The sequence below is a fragment of the Pseudochrobactrum saccharolyticum genome (assembly GCF_008801715.1).
Taxonomy (GTDB): domain Bacteria; phylum Pseudomonadota; class Alphaproteobacteria; order Rhizobiales; family Rhizobiaceae; genus Pseudochrobactrum; species Pseudochrobactrum saccharolyticum.
The window spans coordinates 350,927-373,575 of sequence record NZ_VZPG01000004.1 but is presented as its reverse complement, the minus strand read 5'-3'; the positions used below and the strand labels follow the sequence as shown (position 1 = coordinate 373,575).

At 51.6% G+C, this 22,649-nt stretch carries 20 protein-coding genes and 2 tRNA genes; 9 read left to right on the top strand and 13 right to left on the bottom strand.

The features are described 5' to 3' along the window. Positions 1-183: 183 nt before the first annotated feature. From F7P81_RS13995 to F7P81_RS13975, 5 genes are all read right to left on the bottom strand, one after another. Complete coding sequence (locus F7P81_RS13995; RefSeq protein ID WP_022710917.1) at positions 184-390, bottom strand: DUF3126 family protein; 207 nt, start codon at positions 388-390, stop codon at positions 184-186. Positions 391-604: 214 nt separating this feature from the next. Beyond that, positions 605-1,429 carry a serine O-acetyltransferase gene (cysE, locus tag F7P81_RS13990; RefSeq protein WP_022710916.1) on the bottom strand — a complete coding sequence of 275 codons (825 nt, stop codon included), beginning with the start codon at positions 1,427-1,429 and terminating at the stop codon, positions 605-607. Positions 1,430-1,686: 257 nt separating this feature from the next. After that, entirely contained in the window at positions 1,687-2,466 is a 780-nt protein-coding gene (locus F7P81_RS13985; protein WP_170265288.1) for an alpha/beta fold hydrolase, read from the bottom strand. A 53-nt stretch (positions 2,467-2,519) separates the two neighbouring features. Beyond that, entirely contained in the window at positions 2,520-3,002 is a 483-nt protein-coding gene (locus F7P81_RS13980) for a DUF192 domain-containing protein (protein WP_151159993.1), read from the bottom strand. An 89-nt stretch (positions 3,003-3,091) separates the two neighbouring features. Beyond that, complete coding sequence (locus F7P81_RS13975) at positions 3,092-3,673, bottom strand: cold-shock protein (protein WP_022710913.1); 582 nt, start codon at positions 3,671-3,673, stop codon at positions 3,092-3,094. A 229-nt stretch (positions 3,674-3,902) separates the two neighbouring features. On the opposite strand from F7P81_RS13975, the gene F7P81_RS13970 reads away from it, so the two are divergent. Further along, positions 3,903-4,343 (top strand): VOC family protein, encoded by a 441-nt coding sequence (locus F7P81_RS13970; RefSeq protein WP_151159992.1) that lies wholly within the window; start codon positions 3,903-3,905, stop codon positions 4,341-4,343. 30 nt (positions 4,344-4,373) lie between these two features. Here F7P81_RS13970 and recJ read toward each other — a convergent pair whose 3' ends face one another. The 6 genes from recJ to F7P81_RS13940 form a co-directional block, all read right to left on the bottom strand. Then, positions 4,374-6,176, bottom strand: coding sequence for a single-stranded-DNA-specific exonuclease RecJ (gene recJ / locus F7P81_RS13965; RefSeq protein WP_151160026.1), 1,803 nt, complete (start codon positions 6,174-6,176; stop codon positions 4,374-4,376). 346 nt (positions 6,177-6,522) lie between these two features. Then, positions 6,523-7,512, bottom strand: coding sequence for a class II fructose-bisphosphatase (gene glpX / locus F7P81_RS13960; protein ID WP_022710910.1), 990 nt, complete (start codon positions 7,510-7,512; stop codon positions 6,523-6,525). 288 nt (positions 7,513-7,800) lie between these two features. After that, on the bottom strand, positions 7,801-9,330 hold the full coding sequence (locus F7P81_RS13955) for an ABC-F family ATP-binding cassette domain-containing protein (protein WP_151159990.1): 1,530 nt from the start codon (positions 9,328-9,330) through the stop codon (positions 7,801-7,803). 355 nt (positions 9,331-9,685) lie between these two features. Beyond that, positions 9,686-11,005, bottom strand: coding sequence for a homoserine dehydrogenase (locus F7P81_RS13950; RefSeq protein ID WP_151159988.1), 1,320 nt, complete (start codon positions 11,003-11,005; stop codon positions 9,686-9,688). 105 nt (positions 11,006-11,110) lie between these two features. Next, positions 11,111-12,304 carry an LL-diaminopimelate aminotransferase gene (locus tag F7P81_RS13945; RefSeq protein WP_116087639.1) on the bottom strand — a complete coding sequence of 398 codons (1,194 nt, stop codon included), beginning with the start codon at positions 12,302-12,304 and terminating at the stop codon, positions 11,111-11,113. A gap of 178 nt (positions 12,305-12,482) precedes the next feature. After that, complete coding sequence (locus tag F7P81_RS13940) at positions 12,483-12,827, bottom strand: hypothetical protein (RefSeq protein ID WP_022710906.1); 345 nt, start codon at positions 12,825-12,827, stop codon at positions 12,483-12,485. A gap of 401 nt (positions 12,828-13,228) precedes the next feature. Here F7P81_RS13940 and F7P81_RS13935 point away from each other — a divergent pair, with 401 nt between their 5' ends. The 5 genes from F7P81_RS13935 (at position 13,229) to map (ending at position 16,813) form a co-directional block, all read left to right on the top strand. Next, positions 13,229-14,401: a YcbK family protein gene (locus F7P81_RS13935; RefSeq protein WP_246176131.1), complete on the top strand. Its 1,173-nt coding sequence runs from the start codon at positions 13,229-13,231 to the stop codon at positions 14,399-14,401. Between the two features lie 315 nt (positions 14,402-14,716). After that, positions 14,717-14,791: transfer RNA gene (locus F7P81_RS13930), tRNA-Glu, on the top strand. A 239-nt stretch (positions 14,792-15,030) separates the two neighbouring features. Continuing rightward, positions 15,031-15,105 (top strand) — tRNA-Glu (locus F7P81_RS13925). A 94-nt stretch (positions 15,106-15,199) separates the two neighbouring features. Then, entirely contained in the window at positions 15,200-15,904 is a 705-nt protein-coding gene (sfsA, locus tag F7P81_RS13920; RefSeq protein ID WP_151159984.1) for a DNA/RNA nuclease SfsA, read from the top strand. Between the two features lie 81 nt (positions 15,905-15,985). Further along, positions 15,986-16,813 (top strand): type I methionyl aminopeptidase, encoded by an 828-nt coding sequence (gene map, locus F7P81_RS13915; RefSeq protein WP_022710902.1) that lies wholly within the window; start codon positions 15,986-15,988, stop codon positions 16,811-16,813. Between the two features lie 58 nt (positions 16,814-16,871). On the opposite strand, the gene pdxY is transcribed toward map, so the two are convergent. Next, a complete protein-coding gene (pdxY, locus tag F7P81_RS13910) occupies positions 16,872-17,720 on the bottom strand; it encodes a pyridoxal kinase (protein ID WP_151159981.1) in 849 nt (282 codons plus the stop codon). After that, complete coding sequence (locus tag F7P81_RS13905) at positions 17,720-18,955, bottom strand: benzoate/H(+) symporter BenE family transporter (RefSeq protein WP_151159978.1); 1,236 nt, start codon at positions 18,953-18,955, stop codon at positions 17,720-17,722. Before F7P81_RS13905 ends, pdxY begins: the two co-directional genes overlap by 1 nt. 140 nt (positions 18,956-19,095) lie before the next feature. On the opposite strand from F7P81_RS13905, the gene pdxR reads away from it, so the two are divergent. From pdxR to radC, 3 genes are all read left to right on the top strand, one after another. Continuing rightward, on the top strand, positions 19,096-20,583 hold the full coding sequence (gene pdxR, locus F7P81_RS13900; RefSeq protein WP_151159976.1) for a MocR-like pyridoxine biosynthesis transcription factor PdxR: 1,488 nt from the start codon (positions 19,096-19,098) through the stop codon (positions 20,581-20,583). A gap of 119 nt (positions 20,584-20,702) precedes the next feature. Continuing rightward, positions 20,703-21,494, top strand: coding sequence for a YggS family pyridoxal phosphate-dependent enzyme (locus F7P81_RS13895; RefSeq protein ID WP_151159973.1), 792 nt, complete (start codon positions 20,703-20,705; stop codon positions 21,492-21,494). Between the two features lie 276 nt (positions 21,495-21,770). Continuing rightward, the gene (radC, locus tag F7P81_RS13890; RefSeq protein ID WP_374828100.1) at positions 21,771-22,541 is read left to right on the top strand and encodes a RadC family protein; all 771 of its coding nucleotides are present in this window, start codon (positions 21,771-21,773) and stop codon (positions 22,539-22,541) included. The last annotated feature ends 108 nt before the right edge of the window (positions 22,542-22,649 follow it).

Sequence of the window (22,649 nt, the reverse complement as noted above, 5' to 3'; positions counted from 1 at the left end):
ATATTGATATGTTATAATATAACACATCACAAGAGGTTTTACGCTATTGCGACCTGATTACACAGATTGAAGGCTTAAATATAAAAAACGGCGGCTTATGCGAATGAATCTCTTCATGCATAAGCCGCCATAAATATTTGTAATTCAAAAGATTTTTAACTTCAGCAGACAGAGCTGCTAAAATTACAGGTCCATTTCCAGAATGGCCATGGAGAAGTTGTAGGACAGTTCGCCCTCATCTTCATCCTTATAGATGATGCCCAGAAACTCATCATCCATATAGACTTCGCAGGAGTCATCCTTACGCGGACGCGCCTTAACAGTCAGGTTCTGATTATCAAAAGTCCGCTTGAAATAGGCGTCCAGTTTCTTAATTTCTTCGGGTTTCAAACGGATTCTCCTGTTTCATTTTACGGGGCTGTCTCATGCGCCCCTGTGCCCGATATGTAAAGGGGCAACATGTCGCTTTATCCTAAAACTATACACGCTTTTTCTTAGCGTATATTTATTCTTACACACGCTTTATCTGATCGGAGCAGGATAAGAAATCAGTCCGGCGAACTGATTTCCCTGCGCAGGCGCTTACACTTTTCGGAGCGTGCTTTTATTCAGCAGCATTAATCAGCTGATCCATCGCGCGCGAAGGCTCAGCACAATCGCAACTGCCAATCACTTTCGCCGGAACACCGGCGACCGTCACATTATCCGGCACGGCTTTAACCACCACGGAACCGGCAGCAATTTTTGAGCATTCACCGATCGTGATATTGCCAAGAATTTTTGCACCGGCGCCGATCAGCACCCCACGGCCGATTTTCGGATGACGATCACCGCCAGCTTTACCGGTACCACCCAGTGTTACCTCATGCAGGATCGACACATCATCGCCGACCACCGCAGTTTCACCGATAACCACACCGGTCGCATGATCGAGAAAAATACCGCTGCCGAATTTCGCCGCCGGATGAATATCGGTCTGGAAAATCGATGAAGAGCGGCTCTGCAGATAATAGGCGAAATCCTTGCGTCCTTCTTTCCACAGCCAATGCGCCAGACGATGGGTCTGGATGGCATGGAAGCCCTTCATATAAAGCAGAGGATCAAGAAAACGGTTTGCCGCCGGATCACGGTCATAAACCGCCTGCAAATCAATGCGCAAGGTCTGCGACCATTCCGGCGAGGCTTTGCTCATCGTTACAAAAGTCTGGCGCAGCAGATCAGCAGCCACATCGGCATGACCGAGACGCTCGGAAATGCGATGCATAACCACATCTTCCAGGCTACCTTGATTAAGCACTGTGGAATACAGAAACGCCGCCAGCAACGGCTCTTTCACGGCTGCAGCTTCGGCCTCAGCACGCACGGAATACCAGATCGGATCCATATGATCGACGACCTTGCTCACCGGAACAGAACCATGTGCGGCCATTGCATCACTCCTGGCTTTACAGCATTCACTTATTCTTCAATCACCGGAAGCCGCCAAATGCATTGAAATGGCTGGAAAATCTTACCGGAAACCAAATATTTCCGATTATTTTCGCCAGTCATTCACATTGCTGCTTCCGGCATTTATCTGGGCGAGTTTAAACCGCATTACAAGAGATGAAAATCCCTCTGCTGCTATTGCGGTAAAATTACCTGAGCGGATCGTCACATTTTCATAGAAAACCTGTCCGGCAGCACTCAGTCAATCGGATGCGCCTTCAGAAACTCCAGCACAGCCTGCTTGTAAACTTTATCTCCGACCGCCAGCATATGATCGCGGTCAGGAATATCAACTGCCGTTGCATTTGGCATCAGATCAGCCAGATCCTGCGCATCACCGGCAATATCATCCTTCGTGCCGACAGCAACCAGTGCCGGCTGGCTGATCATCGCCATTGCCTGTGCGGGAATAAGCTCTTTGGACGTAATAACACAGGCTGCAAGCGCAAAACGGTCGCTCTTTGTCTGATCTGCAAATTTACGGAACATCAGACCGCGCGGATGGGTGATACTGTCCACATCTTCCGACAACAGCGCATCATAGATCGGATCCCAGTCACCGGCACCGGTGACCATACCAATGCCTAAGCCCCCAAAGACCAGACTATGCACGCGTTTTGGGTGTTCCAGCGCCGCAAAAGCACTGATCCGCGCGCCCATGGAATAACCCATAACATGGGCTTTATCGATATTCAGATGATCCAGCAGGGCAATAGCATCAGCCGCCATTAATGACGGGTAATAGAGTTCCCTGTCATGCGGCTTGTCAGAACGACCATGGCCGCGATTATCAATCGCAATCGCGCGATAACCGGCATCGGTCAGTGTTTTAATCCAGCCCGGATTGAGCCAGTTGACCATACCGGAAGATGCGAAACCATGGATCAATAAAACCGGCTCACCTTGTCCTTCGTCACGATAAGCCAGCTTTAATCCGTCATGTTCAAAATAACGGACTTCATTCACATTCACGACCATAGTTCACTTCCGAGATTTATCTTCCGCCCTGTTTAGCACAACAGGACTCAAATTCACTGACATTGCCCGCATATTATCCGGTGCTTGACTGTATCACCAGCCTTGATGCCAAGTTTAGCGGCAATGCCTGCATTCACTTCAATGACAAAAGCCGCCGGCTCACCGGAAGCAACAATATCTTTTGAAAAGGGCACCGTATTTTCAGCAACCCGCGCGATTGATCCGTCATTACGGACAAACAACATATCCAGCGGCAGCGGCGTATTGGCCATCCACATCATGACCGGACGCTCTTCACCGAAAACAAAGATCATCGCACGGTCAGCCGGAAAATCCTTACGATACATCAGTCCTGCACTGCGTTTCTGATCCGTATCGGCAATTTCCAGCCCGAAACTTTTCTCTCCCGATGCGGTCTGTATTTTCAAAGCCTGCGCATCCACAGGAACGCGCATCGGCTCTTCCTGCGCTGATACCGCAAAGCTGCCACCCAAAAGCGCGGCCACAAATACCAAATAAGCAAACCACTGTTTCATCGGGCAAACCATACTTCAAAACATGTTTGAGAGAAAATATACGTGCAGACCATTATAGCAAATATAAAAAAACCGGTCAGAGACCGGTTTTAATGCGGATTAGTAAAAGGCGAACCGATATCCGGATGAATTTCTGCCGCCATCAGCCCTTTATCACCATGACCGAACCGTACCAGAACCACCTGTCCCGGACGCAGTTCCATCATACCGAAGCGACGCAGCGTTTCCATATGAACAAAAATATCTTCCGTCCCCTCACCGCGGCTTAGAAAGCCAAAACCTTTGGTACGGTTGAACCATTTGACAATTGCCCGCTCCAGCCCGCTCGACGGCGTAACCACAACATGGGTGCGTGCAGGCGGCAGAGTTGAAGGATGCGCAACATCGGAAAGGTCGAGAGACAAAACGCGGAAACATTGCCAGCCGCGTTCACCGCGGCGAATTTCGCAAACAACACGCGCACCTTCCTGCGCGGTCTGAAAACCGTCACGGCGCAATGTCGTCACATGAACAAGAATATCACCGTAGCCGTCCTGATCGGGAACGACAAAACCATAGCCCTTCGCGACATCGAACCATTTAATGACGCCGGAAATCTCGACAATATCGGTTGCATCCTCAGCGGAGTTGGTACCATCCATAAACTCATGGGACAAAGACTTGTCAGTCATGGCACGCTCCTCCTTTCATCTGCCGGGCAAATCAGGTTGATTCTCATCTTCAAGATAACACTTCCTTAACCGTATCCGGCAAGAGCAAACTTTCAATATTCCTGTTTCGATCACAGACTTTATGAGCAGGCATGCTAAAACAGCGGTGAACTATTTCAAATCTGCCCTGTTTTAAATATGACACCCGCTAAAACAGACAGGATCAAACAGGGGAAAACAGGAGGCAAACATGCGCTATTTGCACACCATGATCCGTATTCGTGACATTGATGAGTCACTGGATTTTTTTGTTGGAAAATTCGGACTGGTGGAAACACGCCGCACGGAAAGTGAACAGGGACGCTTCACTTTGATCTTCCTCAGCGCGTCGAAAGATCAGGCGAATGCAGAAAATTCCCGCGCACCGGAGCTGGAACTCACCTATAACTGGGATGCGGAAACCTATAGCGGCGGACGCAATTTCGGCCATCTCGCCTATGAGGTCGATAATATTTATGACTTCTGCCAAAATCTGAAAGACAAAGGCGTTGTCATCAACCGTCCGCCACGCGACGGCCGCATGGCTTTTGTAAAATCACCGGACGGTATTTCCATTGAAATTCTGCAAAAGGGTGAAAGACTGGCACCGCAAGAGCCATGGGCATCTATGGAAAATACCGGCAGCTGGTAAACTAACCTCAGCAAGCTGTTAAGCTGCCTCTTATTGGCGCGAGAGATCAACCTTAGCCGCATCCACGATACGGATTTGTGTTGAGACTGAGCCATTCCAGTGATTGAGCGATAAATGGCCGGCAACATGCACCATGTGTCCGGCCTGATCGAACAGGAAACGCCCAAGATCACTGTCAGCAGCACGGAAGGCAATACCGTCGACACGTTTGCCGTCCAGCCCTTTCAGGGCAACTTTCACATGATCGCGCCCGACAACACGCACATCAGCGATTGTATGGTTTGGCAGTGCCAGCAGCGGTTGCACATGACCAGCACCATATGGCCCTGCTTTTTCCAAAGCATTATACAGCGCAACCGTGGCACCTGTGGCAGAAACCGCACCATCAATCGCCAGACTTTGCTCAGCGCGCAGTTCATCCACCTGCTCGGCAGCCTGCTCTTCAAAAAATGCGCGCAAAGCACCGAGTTTGGATTTCTCCACCGTGATACCCGCCGCCATAGCATGACCGCCGCCTTTGACCAGCAAGCCCTGTTCAACGGCTTTGCGCACCAGCTTGCCCAGATCAAAACCACTGATCGAGCGCCCCGATCCTGTGCCCACACCATTACCATTAAAGGCAATGGCAAATGTCGGACGTTTCGCCTTATCCTTCAGACGGGAAGCCAGCAGACCAACAATACCCGGATGCCAGTCCTCATTAGCAGTGACCAATACGGCCGGCCCTGACTTGCCGGAAAGCTCAGCAAAGGCTTCCGCTTCCGCCTGCTGCAACATCACCGCTTCCATCGCCTGACGCTCGGCATTCAACCTGTCCAGCTCTTCAGCGATGGTATTGGCTTCAACTGGATCATCCAATGTCAGCAAACGGCTACCCAAAGCAGCATTGCCGATACGCCCGCCTGCATTAATGCGGGGGCCAATGAGAAAACCAAAATGAAAACTATTGAGCGGCTCACCGATACGCGACACCCGCGCCAAAGCCGCTAAACCTGCATTGCTCTGATTGCGGGCAGCGAGCAGACCTTTAACCACAAAAGCGCGGTTCACACCGATCAGCGGCACCACATCGCAAACCGTGGCCAAGCCCACCAGATCGAGATAGCCCAGCAAATCCGGCGTACCATTTGGCGCTTTGATACCGCGCTCACGCAATTCCCGTGCCAATTGCACCAAAGTCATAAAGACAACACCGGCAGCGCAGAGATGCCCCTGCCCTGAAATATCATCCTCACGGTTCGGATTAACAATCGCGGCGGCATCTTCCGGCAAATCGCCGCCAACCTGATGGTGATCCAGAACCACAACATCAGCACCGGCATCTTTCGCAGCGGTAATCGACACGGCACTGTTAGTGCCGCAGTCGACGGTCACAATCAGCGATGCACCTTTGGCAACCAGCTCGCGCATGGCGTCGGGATTTGGACCATAGCCTTCAAAAATGCGATCCGGAATATAAATGATATTCTTGATGTCATAGGCATTGAGAAAGCGGGACAGCAGCGCAGATGAACAAGCACCATCGACGTCATAATCACCAAAGATTGCAACATTCTCACGGCGCTGAATAGCATCGGCAATACGAACAGCAGCCTGTTTCATATCCGTCAGAGTGAGCGGATCAGGCATCAGGGTACGGATGCTCGGATTGAGAAATTCTTCAGCGGCTTCAAGGCCAACGCCACGACCAGCCATAACACGGGAAACCAGATCGGGAATGCCGTAATTCTGGGCGATAGCGAGGGCGGTATTGGCTTCCCGCAGACCTAACCGATCCACCCATTTCATGCCCGTTGCAGAAGAACGTATTCCGAGAAACAAACGCTCATTCATATCCACGCGGGCAACTCCTGTTTTTACAAACAACAAAGGCGATATCAGCATAATCCCGAAAAGTTGTATGACTTTTCGGACAAGATTATGCGCATAAAGAAGAAAATGTCGCTCTTTGTCATTTCAGAGCTTGATCGAAACAATAAAGGCGACATTTTTCAATGTCGCCTTATAGCAGAATTTAATTATGGTGCCACTCTCGTAGCTGTTCTTGTAGCGCGAGGCTAAAAATCATCAGGTTGCGGCGAAAATGGTGATTTCGAGAACCGGAGCGGAGCGTACTGATAGTACGTGAGCACCGGAAGCACAGAAATCGCCATTTGCAGACCAATCCTGATGGTTTTTATTAAGCGAACTTGGAGAGGTCTTGGTGCCGCGCTTTAATCTCACGCACAGTCTGTGACTGAGCACGCATGACGATGGTGTGGGTCTGAATGTAGTCGCGGGCAAATTTTACGCCGGAGAGCATGTTGCCGTCGGTTACACCGGTGGCTGCAAACAGTACGTCGCCTTTCGCCATTTCTTCCATCAGATAGACTTTGTTCGGGTCTGTAACACCCATTTTCAGAGCGCGGGCAATCTGGTCATCGGAATTGAACTGCAGACGACCCTGCATCTGGCCGCCGATGCAGCGCAGAGCTGCTGCTGCCAGAACGCCTTCAGGCGCGCCGCCAATACCAAGATAGATATCAATGCCGGTTTCATCCGGATTGGTGGTGTGCATTACACCGGCAACGTCACCGTCACCGATCAGACGGATTGCAGCACCGGTTGCGCGTACTTCTTCGATCAGGCGTGCATGACGCGGACGATCCATGATGCAGGCGGTGATTTCATTGACCTTAACGCCTTTGGCTTTTGCCAGCGCGTTCAGGTTTTCAGTCGCAGAAGCATCAATATCTACAACGCCGCGCGGATAACCCGGACCAACAGCGATTTTCTGCATGTAAACGTCCGGTGCGTAAAGCAGATTGCCTTTTTCAGCAATTGCAACAACAGCCAGCGAGTTTGGCAGGTTCTTGGCGCAGATGGTGGTGCCTTCCAGCGGATCGAGCGCGATGTCAACTTCAGGACCGTTGCGGGTACCAACTTCTTCACCGATATAGAGCATCGGCGCTTCGTCACGTTCACCTTCACCGATAACAACAGTACCGGAGATCGGCAGACGGTTCAGCTCTTTACGCATTGCGTCAACAGCAACCTGATCCGCAGCTTTTTCATCACCGCGGCCACGCAGACGGGCAGCAGCCACAGCGGCGCGCTCGGTCACGCGAACCAGCTCGAGTGTCAGAATACGGTCGAGACCCTGCGGGGTCTGATCTGCAGAATTGGCCATTTAAACAGTCCTAAATTCGTTATCGAAAGATATGCCTGCAATCCGGAATAGTATCGCTGCGCAACGGATACAAAACTGCTGTAGCCGATTATGATGACAGGGGATTGTCAGACATGGTCGCCATCTTTTGGCAAAGTCGGGCTCTCCCTGCAAGGGATAAAGCGCGGGGAGAAAAAGTAAATCGATTATACTCGGTTGAAAAACCATCACATTTGAAAACGAGTGATACCGGCAGTGTATTTTCGTAAGAATTACACTGCCGGTATCTTTTGTTATATATCAGACTATTCAGCCCGCAAGCTGTCCGGCTTCTTCAAAGAATGCTTCCGGTGACTCCACTTCAACCAGCTTATTCTTCACAATCTGCCAGAAACGATTGCCGGTATTGCGCACGAAACTGCGGTCATGCGACACCAGAAGACAGGCGGCATCGCTGTTCAGCAATTCAGCTTCCAGCGCCTCCTGCCCCTCAATATCCAGATGGTTGGTCGGTTCATCGAGAATATAGAAATTCGGATGTGTCAGCCGCAGCACCAGCATAGCAAGCCGCGCTTTTTGCCCGCCGGAAAGTCGTGCAACCGCCTTCCCCTGCATATCAATATTCATACCCGCCCCTGCCAGCAGCGAACGCGCTTTCTGATCGCCGATATCAAAACGACGAATGATGGTTTCCAGCGGCGTATGCTTGTCATTGAGTTCCGACAATGCCTGATCGCTATAGCCCAGCACCAGTGACGGCGTGGCTTTAAGTGCCGAACTTTCCGGCTCAACACCCGTAATCACATTCCGTACCATGGTCAGCAACCGCGTTTTACCGGTACCATTGGCCCCCAGCAGTACAATACGATCACCGGGGCTAATCCATAAACGGCCAGTTTTATAAAGAATGCGATTATCCGGCGTGACCACATCAAGATTATCAATCACCACCAGTGCACGGGCATGACTGCTCTGCCCTGCCAGCCTGATAACACCGGCAGACCGCTCCAGATGCGCAGGCTTGGCAGCATCTTCCAACCTCTCCGCACGGTCCTTCAGCTGTTTGGTTTTTATCACCAGCAGGTCACTGCCCGAATTGATACCAATATTATTGAGTTTGGCCGCCTGTTTGCGCAATTGCTGTGCGGTTTTCATATCTTTCTGATATTGGCGCGCATCCGCAGCATCGGCCTCATCCAATGCGACACGGGCACGGCTATAAGACAGAGCATAGATTTGCGAATTTTCAGGCCGCAAAAACAATGTACGCTTGGTTACAGCATCGAGAAAAGCACGGTCATGGCTGCACATAATCACTGCTGTTGAACGCGGCAGATCATTCAACCAGCCTTCAAGTAGATGGATTTTTTCCAGATCCAGATGGTTGGTCGGCTCGTCCAGCAGCAACAGATCGGGCTCGGCAATCTGCGTTCGCGCCAGCAAAGCAAGGCGCTGCCAGCCTCCGCTCAACTGCCGCATTGCACGGTCACGCATATCCTGCGGCACACTCAGATCGTCGAGAATAATATCAACGCGCCAGCTTTCATTCAGCTGCGCATCTTCATCCAGCCCACTCAGCACCACATTATATAAGGAAATATCCAGCCAGTCCTGCGGCACATATTGCGGCACCACGCCGGTTTTCAGACCACGGGCACGGGTCACCAGACCATCCGTTGGCTCCAGATCACCGCTGATGATACGCATCAGACTGGATTTACCGCGACCGTTGGCGGCAACCACACCAAGACGTTCCCCCTCACCGACAACGAGGCTTAAATTACGAAACAGTTCGACAGACAGAGTAAGAGAAAGATTTTGAAGATTAAGGTAGGACATAAGATCAGCTCAGAATTTGCCATAGCCGCACAGAACATCGCATAGATGCGAACTGGTAACGGGATGGCTCAAATCAGATGCAGCATGCTCCAAGCAGAACTACACCTTTCAGAAAAGGCTGATAAAGACAGGCTTTACAGTCTTAATCGGCCCTGCACAAATTAATGAGACAGGGCGTAATCAGGGCCGAATGTGTGATGATGCTGATGTCGCAGAGAAAACATCTTACGGCCCTCCTTTCCTAAACTGCGTTGAGCTGCTCAGAAATTTATCAAATAGATTTTTTGCTGACAAGAGCTATCCGCAACAAAAAACCGCCGGAAATTCCGGCGGTTTTTATCAATTTCTGTCTTTATTAACCCGCACGTTCAATGCGGATCATCTGCGGCTTGTCGAAGAGATCACCATCTTCGGTAATCGCCTTCAAAGCCTGCTTAACCGCTGATTCCGTGGTTGCATGGGTTACGAGTACAACTGTTTTAATCACAGCCTCTTCGACATTGGCACCGGTGCCGCGCTGAACGATAGATTCCAGCGAAATATCATTTTCCGCCATGCGCTTGGCAATCGTTGCAAACACTCCGGCGCGATCATGCACATTCAGACGAATAAAATAACCACCGGCATGAGAACGCATTTTCGCGCGCGCTGTCGGCTTCAGATCTTTTGCAGGTGTACCGAAGACCGGCCCGTGCTGGAAACCCGGACGGCTTTTACCGATATCGGCAATATCACCAATCACAGCAGAGGCCGTGGCATTGCCGCCGGCACCCGGACCTGAGAGCAGCAATTCGCCGAGAAGGTCGGTTTCGATCGCCACCGCATTGGTCACGCCATGCACCTGCGCAATAACAGAAGAAGTTGGCACCAATGTCGGATGCACACGCTGCTCCACACCGGTTTCTGTCTTCTGAGCCACGCCGAGCAGCTTGATTTTATAGCCAAGCTCTTCTGCTGCACGGATATCCGCAAGCGAAATATTGCTGATCCCTTCCAGATAAATATCATCCGCCGCAATCTGCGTGCCGAATGCAATACTGGTCAGCAGTGCCAGCTTATGCGCCGTGTCATTGCCTTCAATATCAAAGGTCGGATCAGCCTCCGCATAACCGAGACGCTGTGCATCTTTCAGACATTCGGTGAAGGAAATTCCCTCCTCACCCATACGGGTCAGGATATAGTTACAAGTACCGTTCATAATACCATAAACACGCGACACAGTATTACCGGTCAGCGATTCACGCATAGCCTTAATCACCGGAATACCGCCTGCAACCGCTGCTTCAAAATTCAGCAACACGCCTTTGGCTTCCGCGATTTTGGCCAGTTCCACACCATGATAGGCCAGCAAGGCTTTATTGGCAGTCACCACATGGCGACCGGAATTGAGTGCAACCTCAACAGCAGCGCGTGCAGTGCCTTCCGAGCCGCCAACCAGCTCAACAAAAACATCAATATTATCTGATTTTGCCAGTGCAACCGGATCATCGAACCATTCAATATTGCTGAGATCAACACCACGGTCACGCGTACGGTCACGTGCGCTGACCGCAGTCACTACAATTTCGCGTCCGCATTGCCTTGTCATCATTTCGGCTTTATCGCGCAGAATGCGCAAAACCGATGCTCCTACGGTGCCAAGTCCGGCGACACCGATCCGCAATGCATTACTCATTATTGTGCCTCAGCAATATATACTTAATTCAACGGGCGGGAACTGTATGCTCCCGCCTCACTTTATTCGCTTGGCTCAGGGCAATCCCCTGAAGCCGCCTTTTTATCAGGCAACTCCGTCAGCATTCCCCAAAAAGCGTTTGATATTACGCGCGGCCTGACGAATACGATGTTCGTTCTCCACCAAAGCAATGCGCACAAATTCATCCCCATGTTCACCGAAACCGAGGCCGGGCGCAACAGCTACATCAGCTTTTTCGATCAATAGTTTGGAAAAATCGAGCGAGCCCATGGCGCGGTAGCGTTCAGGGATCGGAACCCACGCAAACATTGTCGCCTCAGGAGACGGAATTTCCCAACCTGCACGGCCAAAACTCTCAACCAGAACATCGCGGCGTGTCTTATAAACATTACGCACATATTCAATATCGCTGCCGTCGCCGTTCAGAGCTGCCGTTGCAGCCACCTGAACCGGCGTGAAAGCACCGTAATCGAGATAGGATTTGACCCGTGTGAGCGCCGCAATCAGCCTTTCATTGCCAACCGCAAAGCCCATACGCCAGCCGGCCATCGAGAATGTCTTGGACATGGAAGTAAATTCAACCGCTACATCCATTGCGCCCTCAACCTGCAACACCGATGGCGGCGGGTTGTTTTCGTCAAAATAGATTTCCGAATAGGCCAGATCCGACAGGATGATAATATTATGCTTACGGGCGAAGGCCACCACTTCCTTATAGAAGTCGAGTGTCGCCACTTGCGCAGTCGGGTTGGACGGAAAACTCAGAATCAGCGCAATCGGGCTCGGGATCGAGTGTTTAACACCGCGCTCCAGCGAGACGAGGAAACTGTCATCCGGTTTTGCACTGATGGAACGGATGACACCGCCGGACATGACAAAGCCGAAAGTATGGATCGGATAGGTCGGATCCGGACACAGAATAACATCACCCGGCGCAGTAATCGCCTGCGCCATATTGGCAAAGCCTTCTTTGGAGCCAAGCGTGGCAACAACCTGTGTATCCGGATTGAGCTTCACACCAAAACGACGCGCATAATAATTGGCCTGCGCTTTACGTAAGCCAGGAATCCCTTTGGATGAGGAATAGCGATGGGTGCGCGGGTCCTGCACAGCCTCACAGAGCTTATCAATAATGCCCTGCGGTGTCGGCAGATCAGGATTGCCCATGCCAAGATCAATAATGTCGGCACCCGCCGCTCGCGCACTCGCCTTCAGGCGGTTAACCTGTTCGAAGACATAAGGTGGCAGGCGACGGATTTTATGGAATTGTTCCGACATATCTCTCTTCCGTTTAATTAAAATGCGATGCAGCATAATCTTGTAAAACTGCACGGCTGTTAAAAGTCCGGATCAGTACGACCCGAATCCAGAGTGCCAAAACAGCACTCCGATCTGTAAATTCTAAAATGCGAATAAATTTATGGCGTATCAAAACGCCTGTCGTCAGATCAGCCTGTTACTCGGTGGCTTCGATTGCCTTTAATGTGGCATCGGTTTCCGCCTGCAACTGACGTTTGCGGGCTTCGATTTCCGCTCGGCTCGATCCTGTTGCGGGTGCGCTTCCCTGACGTGCCTTGGCGCTGCTGAGGCTACCGGTAATCCGGTCTTTTTCCTCAAAGGTCAGCTGCTTGGTTTCACCGCGCGGCATAATCCCGAAATTCGGATAAGCTCCGGTACGCAGCGCACCCTCCTGCGGCACACCAGCAGAAGGCCCGCTTGTGCAACCCGCGAGCGCCACAGCAGCCACGGCAAACATTGCATTACGCAGCGTTGCGAAGTGATGTGTCTGTTGTGCGCTCATAGAGGAAATTCCCTGCATATCGAATTCTGGTCGTAACTCTGGCCGAATAACTGGACAATAAACGTATAGACGCATTTCGCAACAGGAAGCTTTCATTTCCGCCGTGAAAAACACTCTTATTTACGTCATTCTGCCAAGTCTGCCCGCGAACACGAAATGTAACAATTGTTATTGTTTTGAAAAGAATTGTTACAGGGCATAACTTGCGCCCCAATTAATAAAGAATTAACAATTTTTGCGACGAAAACAGTCATTCCGCATATATTAATAATAGCCAGAATTCTGCACAAACGGAGCCTCTTTACAGCCCTTTGTGCCAGCAGTTGCACAGGAAACCTTTGATTTGAGTTCAGTTTCCGCAGATGCACTCAGACAAGTCGCAGCATAATGAAGGGTCTGCTTTGTTCGATACGATAAAACGTATACGAGAAAAAAACGCTCAGCTTTTCTGCGGCTCAGCTATCATTCTCGCTTTAAGCATCAGTGGCTGCACCACATCTTCCGGCACATCCCTGCTGGAAAGCGTCGCCAATGATACGACTCTGGCCGAAAATAAATCCGGCGATTCCGCTTCTGATACTCCGGCGGCAAATACAGCAACCGCTGCGACAAAAGCTGCTCCGGCCTCTGCTATAACGGCAGAAGCCGCAAAACAGACAGCAGAAGCACAAACGGAAAAACCGGTACAGGTTGCCTTGGCTGATACAGCCGCCGCCGCAACCAATCAGATTGTACAGACACCGGAAACCGCAGCCCCTGCCGAACAACCGAGCACTCTGGCTGCACTTTTCGGCACACGAAACAAGCCTACTGCTGCTTTAGCAGCGATTCCGCAGGCAGAAGCAGCAACACCGGCGACAAGCCAGACAAAGCCGCAGAATAATGCTGCTCAGGCCGAAACTGCCAAGCCGGATGGAAGCGCAAATACCGCACAAACTCCTGCAATTGACAGAACAAGCCAGAGCGCAGGCGCGGCAGCCCGTCTTTTCTCACCGGGAAAAAACAGTGTGCGCGGCACCGGAAAACAGGAAGCTACGGTTACAGCCTCTGCCACTCCTAAAAGAGCAAGCGACTATAATTATACGCTACCGGGTGTGCGTGCGAATGGAGGCGTAGAGATTCGTCACAGTAATAAAGTGTTCGACGAAAGCGATATTGATCTTGATGAAGACGATTTCAGCGCGCCGGTAACACTCGCCTCCGCTGGCGGCATGGCGCGTCTTGCGCCGAACGGCCTGCGCACCCAGCATGATAAAGTGCAGGTTTCCTGCCTGAAACCGCAGCTGGTCTCAATGATTAAACGCCTTGAAAGCCACTACCGCAAACCGGTTGTCATCACCTCCGGCTACCGCAGTCCGGCGCACAACCGTTCGGTCAGAGGTGCGAAACGCTCATTGCATATGTCGTGCTCAGCAGCTGATCTGCAGATTCCAGGCGTTTCCAAATGGGAAATCGCCCGTCAGGTACGCACATGGCCAAGTCGCGGCGGTGTCGGCACCTATTGCCATACAGAATCGGTACATATCGATGTCGGGCCGGAGCGCGACTGGAACTGGCGCTGCCGTCGCGGCTAAAAAATACTGTCAGACAAATCATTTTACAGGCCGGATCAGCTATCTGATTCCGGCCTGTCTTCATTTTCTGAACCGCTCTGGTGATTTGTGCGGCAGATTTGCATTTATTGGCAGGGCAAAATGGCACCCAAACACGCCTCAGCTCCCGTCATTCAGCGCTAAACACTTAATTCCACACGACAAAAGCAGCGCTTCCGTGGCTTTATTCACAGGCAGAGCACTGCCAAATGAAAAAAATCTGCATTTTTTGCAAATTTCTTATTTTACCCACTTGCACGATAAATATCATGCCGCTATAAGCCGGTTCACCAGCAGGCGCCCATCGTCTAGCGGTTAGGACAGCGCCCTTTCACGGCGCAGACAGGGGTTCGATTCCCCTTGGGCGTACCATCTTCTCCAAGCTGATGAAGATGAATGATCTCAGGATCAGATATAAAATTTCCCCTTCTGAACTAAATCAAAACACTCGAAACTGAACTTCATATTGCGTTTTAATCCGCCGTGATTCTGATTACGGCTGTTTCGTTGCTTTTTCATAAGCATCAGATTTTTTTCACATATTTTGTATTTTTTTGCATTTTCCCTATTGCGCTTTCAATACGGCTTAGCTATATAGCGCTCACCGGCAGGCGCCCATCGTCTAGCGGTTAGGACAGCGCCCTTTCACGGCGCAGACAGGGGTTCGATTCCCCTTGGGCGTACCACTTTCTCTCTTGAGAAATTCAGTTTTCCGGAAACAAATCTCCAAGAATAAAAATTCAGTTTTGCATTCAGATCAGCTTTGATCTAACCAGAAACATGCTTTTTCCTTCTCCCCTTATTCGCGGCACATTATTGCAGCGCTATAAACGCTTTCTGGCGGATATCCGGCTGGACAGCGGTGAACCCATTACCGCATCTGTGCCCAATACCGGTTCTATGCGCGGCCTGACCACGCCGGGTTCAGAAGCATGGCTCAGCGTCTCCGACAGCCCGACTCGCAAATATGCCCATACGCTGCAAATTGTGCAGGCCGACGACACTCTGGTCGGAATCAATACCGGCCTGCCGAATAAAATTGCTGAGGAAGCGATCCTGTCCGGCATGATTCCGCAATTATCCGGCTTCACCACGCTCAAGCGCGAACAAAAATACGGGCAGAACTCCCGCATTGATTTATTGCTTCTTGGAGAAACGCATCAGCAGACCTATGTAGAGGTCAAGAATGTGCATTTTAAACGCACAGGACAACTGGCAGAGTTTCCCGATAGCGTAACTGCCCGTGGTGCCAAACATCTCTTTGAGCTCAGCGAGATGGTCAAAGCCGGTCACCGCGGTGTTATGGTCTTCGTTATTCAGCGTCAGGATTGCGATTCTCTGTCCATATGCGGCGATCTTGATCCTGCTTATGCCGCAGCATTTGCGAATGCGCGGCAGCATGGGGTTGAGGCTTACGCAATTCGGTGCCACATAAGTCCTGAATCAATTATCGCGGATCAGACGGTTCCTGTTCTGAACCTGTAAATCTTTTGCTTTGTCTTAGTCGCAAGGCAGTCAATTCCGGTACAGCCTGAGCGCTGTCCTAACATATATACGGATCACCCGATGGTAACCTATGTCAATGCCGACAGCGCCCCGCTTAAATATACTGGCCAGATCAAGCTTTACGGACCTGAAGGTTTTGCAGCGATGCGTAAGGTCTGCGCAATCACATCCGAATGTCTTGATGCACTGAATGATATTGTCAAACCGGGCGTTACCACCAATGAGATCGACCGTTTTGTCTTTGAATTCGGTGCCGATCGCGGTGTGGTGCCTGCCACGCTGAATTATCGCGGCTATACCAAAAGCTCCTGTACTTCGATCAATCACGTTGTTTGTCACGGTATCCCTGATGACAAGCCGCTGCGTGAAGGCGATATTCTCAATATCGACATTACCTTCCTGCAGGATGGTTGGTATGGTGATTCAAGCCGCATGTATGCGGTCGGCCAGATCAAACGTGCTGCCGAGCGCCTGATGGAAGTCACCTATGAAAGCCTGCTGCGCGGTATTGCAGCGGTGAAGCCCGGCGCAAAAACCGGTGCAATCGGTGCCGCCATTCAGTCTTATGTAGAAGCAGAACGCTGCTCTGCCGTGCGCGACTTCTGCGGTCATGGTGTGGGGCAGTTGTTCCATGATGCACCGAATATTCTGCACTATGGCAAAGCGACTGATGGCGTGGAAATCCGCGAGGGCATGATCTTCACCATCGAGCCGATGATTAATCTCGGTAAGCCGGATGTGAAAGTGCTGAAAGACGGCTGGACAGCCGTGACCCGCGACCGCTCGCTGACAGCACAATATGAACATACAATAGGTGTGACCAAAGACGGCTGTGAGATTTTCACACTGTCGCCGAAGGATATTTTCTTCACCACCGGCAACAAATAATAAAATGGCCGCATCGTTTAAAAATGATGCGGCCATAATTTATTAATGTGAAAGATTGTTAAATCGTAGGCAACAGGGCGGTAATAGCACTCCCCAATTGCATCTCATATTCGCCCTGTGCGGCTGTACGGCTGACAACATTCAGCACTGTCGTCGCCGCATTACGGGCAGCTTCTGTCAAAGTGCCGCCATGCGCAAGATTGGCCGTCAGCGTGCCGGTAAACAGGTCGCCGGTTCCCACCGGTACAATGGGCACACGCGGCGAAGTCAGTCTTGTCACTTCCCCGCCTTCAAACACCACATTCTCCAGCGAGCCATAAGGCGTATCGGGAAACACACAACCCGTCGCAATCAAGCGCGCATTGTTGAACGCCTGTATCTGCCGTACCTTTTCCTGCAAAATATCGAAGGACGAAATCTCGCTTCCGGCAATCAGCCCGACTTCGAACTGATTGGGTGTCAGGAGATCGGCCAGCGGCACCAGTTCATTGATAATACAATCCACCACCGGATCGGCAACAAATACCCCCAGCCCCGTATCACCCATCACCGGATCACAAATATAGATGATTTCCGGATTGATCTTACGCGCCCGTTTGACAAAATCCGCCACAACCTCGCCATTGGCACGCGAACCCAGATAGCCGGAGACAATATAGCGGCTGGTACTGATTAAGCCGCGCTCTTCCACGCCGCGCAACAAATCACTCACCAGTTCCGGCTCCAGCACCCGCCCGCGCATGGTTTCATAGCCCGGATGGTTGGAGAGCAATGTCGTCGGCACTGCCGCAACATTCAGCCCCCGCGCCTGCATTGGCAGCACCGCAGCACTATTGCCGACATGGCCGTAGACAACCTGACTTTGAATGGAAATCACTGATGTCTGCATTGATAATGGCTGCGACATTACTTTACTCCTTCTTTGACAGCGACCAGCGCTTCACGATCCCGCTTCGGTAACTGTCCGTTCAGCAACATATAGGCAACCAGACCGATCACCAGCCCCCAAAATGCCCCGCCAATACCCAGCAGATTAATATTGGCAGCCGAGGCCAGAAAAGTAATCAATGCCGCTTCACGGGTTTTCGGATCAGCCAGCGCGCCTGCCAGACTGCCGCCAATGGTACCGAGCAAAGCAAGACCAGCGAGCGTGGTGATAAATGTTGATGGAAAGGCCATAAAGACCGCAGCAAGCGTGACACCGAACACACCGACAAGCACATAGAAACAACCTGCCGCGATACCGGCGATCCAGCGTTTGCGCGGGTCTTCATGCGCTTCGCGCCCCGTGGCAATCGCAGCGGTAATCGCAGCAATATTAAAAGCATGCGAGCCGAATGGTGCCATGATGAGTGAGCCAAGACCGGTGACTGTGACAATCGGATTGGCACTGGTTTTAAACCCGTCATTCCGCAGCACCAGCATGCCCGGCATATATTGACCGGTCAGCGTGATGAGGAATAGCGGCAGTGCCACACTCAGCAGCGCATTCAGCGAAAAGACCGGCATTGTAAACACCGGTGCGGCCAGTGTGAGACTAAGGCCGGAGAAATCCACCCGTCCCTGCACCAGCAGAAAACCGATGCCCAGCACCAAAATTCCGACCACCGCATAGCGTGCCGTAAAGCGCTTGAGCAAAACATAGGCCACGATCAGCCCGCCAACGAGCAGCGGATCAATGGTTGCACCGCCGAAAGCGCCGATGCCGAATTGCAGCAGAATACCGGCCAGCAGGCCGGAAGCGATACTTGCCGGAATAAGCCGGATCACTTTCTCGAATGTGCCGGAAAGCCCAAGCACGACAAAAGCAAGCGCCGAGATAATATAAGCACCAACCGCCTCCGCATAAGGCGTTGTGGCCAGCGCAGTAACCAGAAAGGCCGCCGCTGGTGTTGACCATGCGGTGATGATCGGCTCACGAAAATGCCAGCTCAATATCAGCCCCGTTACACCGACACCGATAGACACAGACCAGACCCATGACGCTGTCAGCTCAGGGCTGAGACCGGCAATTTTCGCCGCCTGAAACACCAGAATAAAAGTCCCTCCGTAATTGACAATCACCGAAATCAATCCGGCAACAATCGGATGGGTCAGATCGCTGAAGCGCAAAGGAGATGGTGGCGGAATAGTCTGGGACATAAGACAGGCTCTCTAATATGGCTGTGGCGCTGCCGGTTCTGCATAAAGCCGACGGTCACAGGATGGTCATGATGCGCTTGACTTTTAACTCGTGAATGGTCTGTTATCTCCATCCACTTATCGCTTTGGAGCCAGACCAATTGTTCAGGCACTCCCAACTTGAATCTGTCAAAGCATGGATTGCCCATCCGGCTCATGTCACAATGCCGCTTCATGCACGGATACAGCGCGCCATCCGCCAGCTGATCGTCAACGGTGCATTGGCATCGGGTAAACCGCTCCCCGCCTCCCGCGCCTTAGCAAAATCGCTGGATGTCTCGCGTGATACGATTGAGGCTGCCTATAGCCAGCTTCATGCAGAAGGCTTTATTGAGCGTCGGGTTGGCAGTGGCAGTTTTGTGGCCGAGATGACTGACTTCTCGGCGGGGCGCAGGCTCTCGCAACGCGATGCGCTTGCCCGCAATCAGGCACCGAACCTGAGCAAACGCGGCAATGCCATGTTTCGTAGCGGCGGTGTGCGTGAACAACTGGTTCCCCGCCCTTTTGCACCGGGTCTGCCGGAAACCCGCAGCTTCCCGATACAACTCTGGGAGCGGCTTGAAAGGCAGGTTCTCAAAGAAACCGGCACACAGGCACTGCTGCACGGCAATCCGCAAGGCACTGAGCCGCTGCGCCGTGCGATTGCCGATTATGTCAATCTGGAGCGTGGCGCCCGTGCCACCGCCGACCGTGTGCTGGTGCTGACCAGTTCGCAGCAAGCACTGACACTCTGCGCCAATATGTTGCTGGATGCCGGCGACAGTATTTTCATTGAAGATCCGGTCTATTACGGCGCTCGCAGAGCTTTTGATGCGGCGGGACTGATCCCCGTACCAGTTCCCGTTGACCGGCAGGGCATTATAGCCGAGCATATTCTCGAAGACCCGCTTAAAGCCAAAGCCGTGTTTCTCACCCCGTCCCATCAGTTTCCGACCGGTGCAACACTGGCACTGGACAGGCGTCTGGCATTGATCGAATGGGCATCCCGACATCAGGCATGGATTATCGAAGACGATTATGACAGCGAGTTTCGCTATACCGGCAAGCCCACAGCCTGTGTGCAGGGGCTCGATCCCCATGACCGCACCATCTATATCGGCACTTTCACCAAATCTCTGTTTCCGGGTCTTCGCATTGGCTATATCGTGCTGCCGCCACAACTGGTTAAACCCATGACCGTAGCGCGCACCTTGCTGGATGGTCATACAGCATCCGTGGCTCAGCTTACACTCGCGCGTTTTATGGAGGGCGGTCATTTTGGTGCGCATATCCGTGCCATGCGCAATATTTACGCCGAGCGTCTCGAAGTTCTGACAAAACTCGTCGGGATACATCTAAGCGAATTTATTGAACCGCGAGTGCCGATCGGCGGCTTGCAGATGCCGTGTCTGCTCACCTGCGAAATATCGGAGCGTGCAGCCATTGATGCCGCAAGACGTGTCGGCATCGAATTGCTGGGGCTATCGCCGCTTCATGCATCCGGCAGCGGCAGAGCCGGATTTCTGATGGGTTTTGCAGCCTATACACCGGCAGAACTGGAAATTGCCGTTAAAAAGCTCAAAACAGCTTTTCAGAATATCAAAATCTGAAATTTCAAATGGCCTGCCAGTGAATTCAAAAGTGGCCGGTCTAAGCCAGCCATTTCTATACTATGCTCCGTGTCGTATTTTGCCTGCACTCAAGGCAGCACGACTGAAAGACACATGCCATGGATCAACTGCTCACCCCGCTTTCTGCCGAAGATATTGCCCGCTTTGGTGAAACACCCGCAATTCGCTTTGCGCAGAATTTGCAGCTGGTTCAGGAACGTATTGCTGCGGCAGCCTTGCGCAGTGGTCGCAACTGGCAAGATGTCCGTCTGCTACCGGTTACCAAAACTGTTCCGGCACATATTCTGCGCTATGCGTTTGCCGCAGGCATTACAGATTTTAGCGAAAACAAACTTCAGGAAGCCCGCGATAAACGTGCGAAATTGGAAGATCTTGCGATTAACTGGAGTATTATCGGCCATCTCCAGACCAATAAGGTCAAATATCTCACACGTTTCGCCACAGAGTTTCATGCGCTCGACAGTATCCGCCTTGCGGAAGAACTGAACCGCCGGCTGGAAAGTGAAAACAAAGATCTGGATGTCTTTGTGCAGGTCAACACATCCGGGGAGATCAGCAAATACGGCCTGCATCCCGATGATCTGCTGCCATTCATCGAGCGCCTGCCCGACTATCCGCGTCTGAAACCCCGCGGCCTGATGACCCTTGCTCTGTTCAGCTCTGATCTTGATAAGGTACGCCCATGCTTCCGGCTGCTGCGCAACCTGCGCGATCGGGCGGCGCAGCATCATTCCGGTATCACCAAACTCTCAATGGGCATGTCCGGTGATTTTGAGGCGGCGATTGAAGAAGGCGCGGATATTGTCCGCGTCGGTCAGGCAATCTTTGGCCCAAGGCCGACTGCAGATGCTTTTTACTGGCCGGGCCTGACAGACACAACACAGCCATAAAAACAATTTAAGAAATATAATCAAATACTTAAATTGTTAAACTACCTCTTAAAACCTATTTTCCGATAGACCATTCTGAGATTTTCCGTTTAATCTGTAAACGGAAACCGCTCATCCCTGCGGTAGCCATCTGTGCATTCGGGGGCACGTTGCAGTATGGCAAATAAAATTGCGTCAGCGGATGAGACAGATCTGTTTCCGCCTGCTGATGAGAGACTTCATCTGCAGATATTCAACGAGGCAGGCATAATGCAACAGCCTTCCGGCCGCTTGTCTGTGCCTGCCGGAGCAACCGAAAACCATCCGGTTCGTTCGGCAGAAACACCTCCGCAACCGGAACAGCCTGTTAAAACCTCTGCAGCTGCAAAGAAAAACAAACCCCATTATAGCGGCCACCGTCAGCGCCTGCGCGAGCGTTTCAACAATCATGGTGACGATGTTCTGGCCGATTATGAGCTGCTGGAGCTTCTGTTGTTTCGCACCATTGCGCGGGCAGATACCAAACCTCTGGCCAAAGCTCTGCTCAACCGCTTCGGCAGTTTTGCCGGTGTGCTGGGTGCTGAGCCGCAATTACTAAGGGAAGTTGCAGGCTGTGGTGAAGCCGTCGCGCAGGATATCAAACTGCTTAATGCCTGTGCCCGCCGTTCCGGCAAAAGTGAAATCATGAAAAAGGATGTGCTGGATTCATGGAGCAAGGTCATCGCCTATTGTATGACCTCAATGGCCTATGAGAACCGCGAGCAATTCCGCATCCTGTTTCTTGATAAGAAGAACCGCTTGATCGCCGATGAAATACAGCAAATCGGTACTGTCGATCATACACCGGTCTATCCGCGCGAAGTCATCAAACGGGCACTGGAACTGTCCTCTACTGCCCTGATCTTATTCCATAATCATCCGTCCGGTGACGCAACACCATCCCGCGCCGATATTGATATGACCAAGGTAATTATCTCAATTGCATCGCCGCTGAATATCGCTGTCCACGACCATATTATCATCGGCAAAGCTGGTCATATCAGTATGCGCGGCCTCGGACTTATCTGAAAGAATACGCACAAAAATCCGGTTAACCCATTATTAATTATAAACAAAACAATAAGACCGGCTTAACAGAAACATGACATAAACAAACCAAATTGGTCACAATTAACC

What these genes read in the sequence shown, in the direction of transcription:
- map (WP_022710902.1), top strand. Translation starts at nt 15,986, where the DNA reads ATGGTAACCTATGTCAATGCCGACAGCGCCCCGCTTAAATATACTGGC.
- F7P81_RS13985 (WP_170265288.1), bottom strand. Translation starts at nt 2,466, where the DNA reads ATGGTCGTGAATGTGAATGAAGTCCGTTATTTTGAACATGACGGATTA.
- F7P81_RS13895 (WP_151159973.1), top strand. Translation starts at nt 20,703, where the DNA reads ATGGATCAACTGCTCACCCCGCTTTCTGCCGAAGATATTGCCCGCTTT.
- glpX (WP_022710910.1), bottom strand. Translation starts at nt 7,512, where the DNA reads ATGGCCAATTCTGCAGATCAGACCCCGCAGGGTCTCGACCGTATTCTG.
- F7P81_RS13955 (WP_151159990.1), bottom strand. Translation starts at nt 9,330, where the DNA reads ATGTCCTACCTTAATCTTCAAAATCTTTCTCTTACTCTGTCTGTCGAA.
- F7P81_RS13940 (WP_022710906.1), bottom strand. Translation starts at nt 12,827, where the DNA reads ATGAGCGCACAACAGACACATCACTTCGCAACGCTGCGTAATGCAATG.
- F7P81_RS13980 (WP_151159993.1), bottom strand. Translation starts at nt 3,002, where the DNA reads ATGAAACAGTGGTTTGCTTATTTGGTATTTGTGGCCGCGCTTTTGGGT.
- F7P81_RS13945 (WP_116087639.1), bottom strand. Translation starts at nt 12,304, where the DNA reads ATGTCGGAACAATTCCATAAAATCCGTCGCCTGCCACCTTATGTCTTC.
- F7P81_RS13905 (WP_151159978.1), bottom strand. Translation starts at nt 18,955, where the DNA reads ATGTCCCAGACTATTCCGCCACCATCTCCTTTGCGCTTCAGCGATCTG.
- F7P81_RS13970 (WP_151159992.1), top strand. Translation starts at nt 3,903, where the DNA reads ATGCGCTATTTGCACACCATGATCCGTATTCGTGACATTGATGAGTCA.
- cysE (WP_022710916.1), bottom strand. Translation starts at nt 1,429, where the DNA reads ATGGCCGCACATGGTTCTGTTCCGGTGAGCAAGGTCGTCGATCATATG.
- recJ (WP_151160026.1), bottom strand. Translation starts at nt 6,176, where the DNA reads ATGAATGAGCGTTTGTTTCTCGGAATACGTTCTTCTGCAACGGGCATG.
- pdxY (WP_151159981.1), bottom strand. Translation starts at nt 17,720, where the DNA reads ATGTCGCAGCCATTATCAATGCAGACATCAGTGATTTCCATTCAAAGT.
- F7P81_RS13975 (WP_022710913.1), bottom strand. Translation starts at nt 3,673, where the DNA reads ATGACTGACAAGTCTTTGTCCCATGAGTTTATGGATGGTACCAACTCC.
- sfsA (WP_151159984.1), top strand. Translation starts at nt 15,200, where the DNA reads ATGCTTTTTCCTTCTCCCCTTATTCGCGGCACATTATTGCAGCGCTAT.
- F7P81_RS13950 (WP_151159988.1), bottom strand. Translation starts at nt 11,005, where the DNA reads ATGAGTAATGCATTGCGGATCGGTGTCGCCGGACTTGGCACCGTAGGA.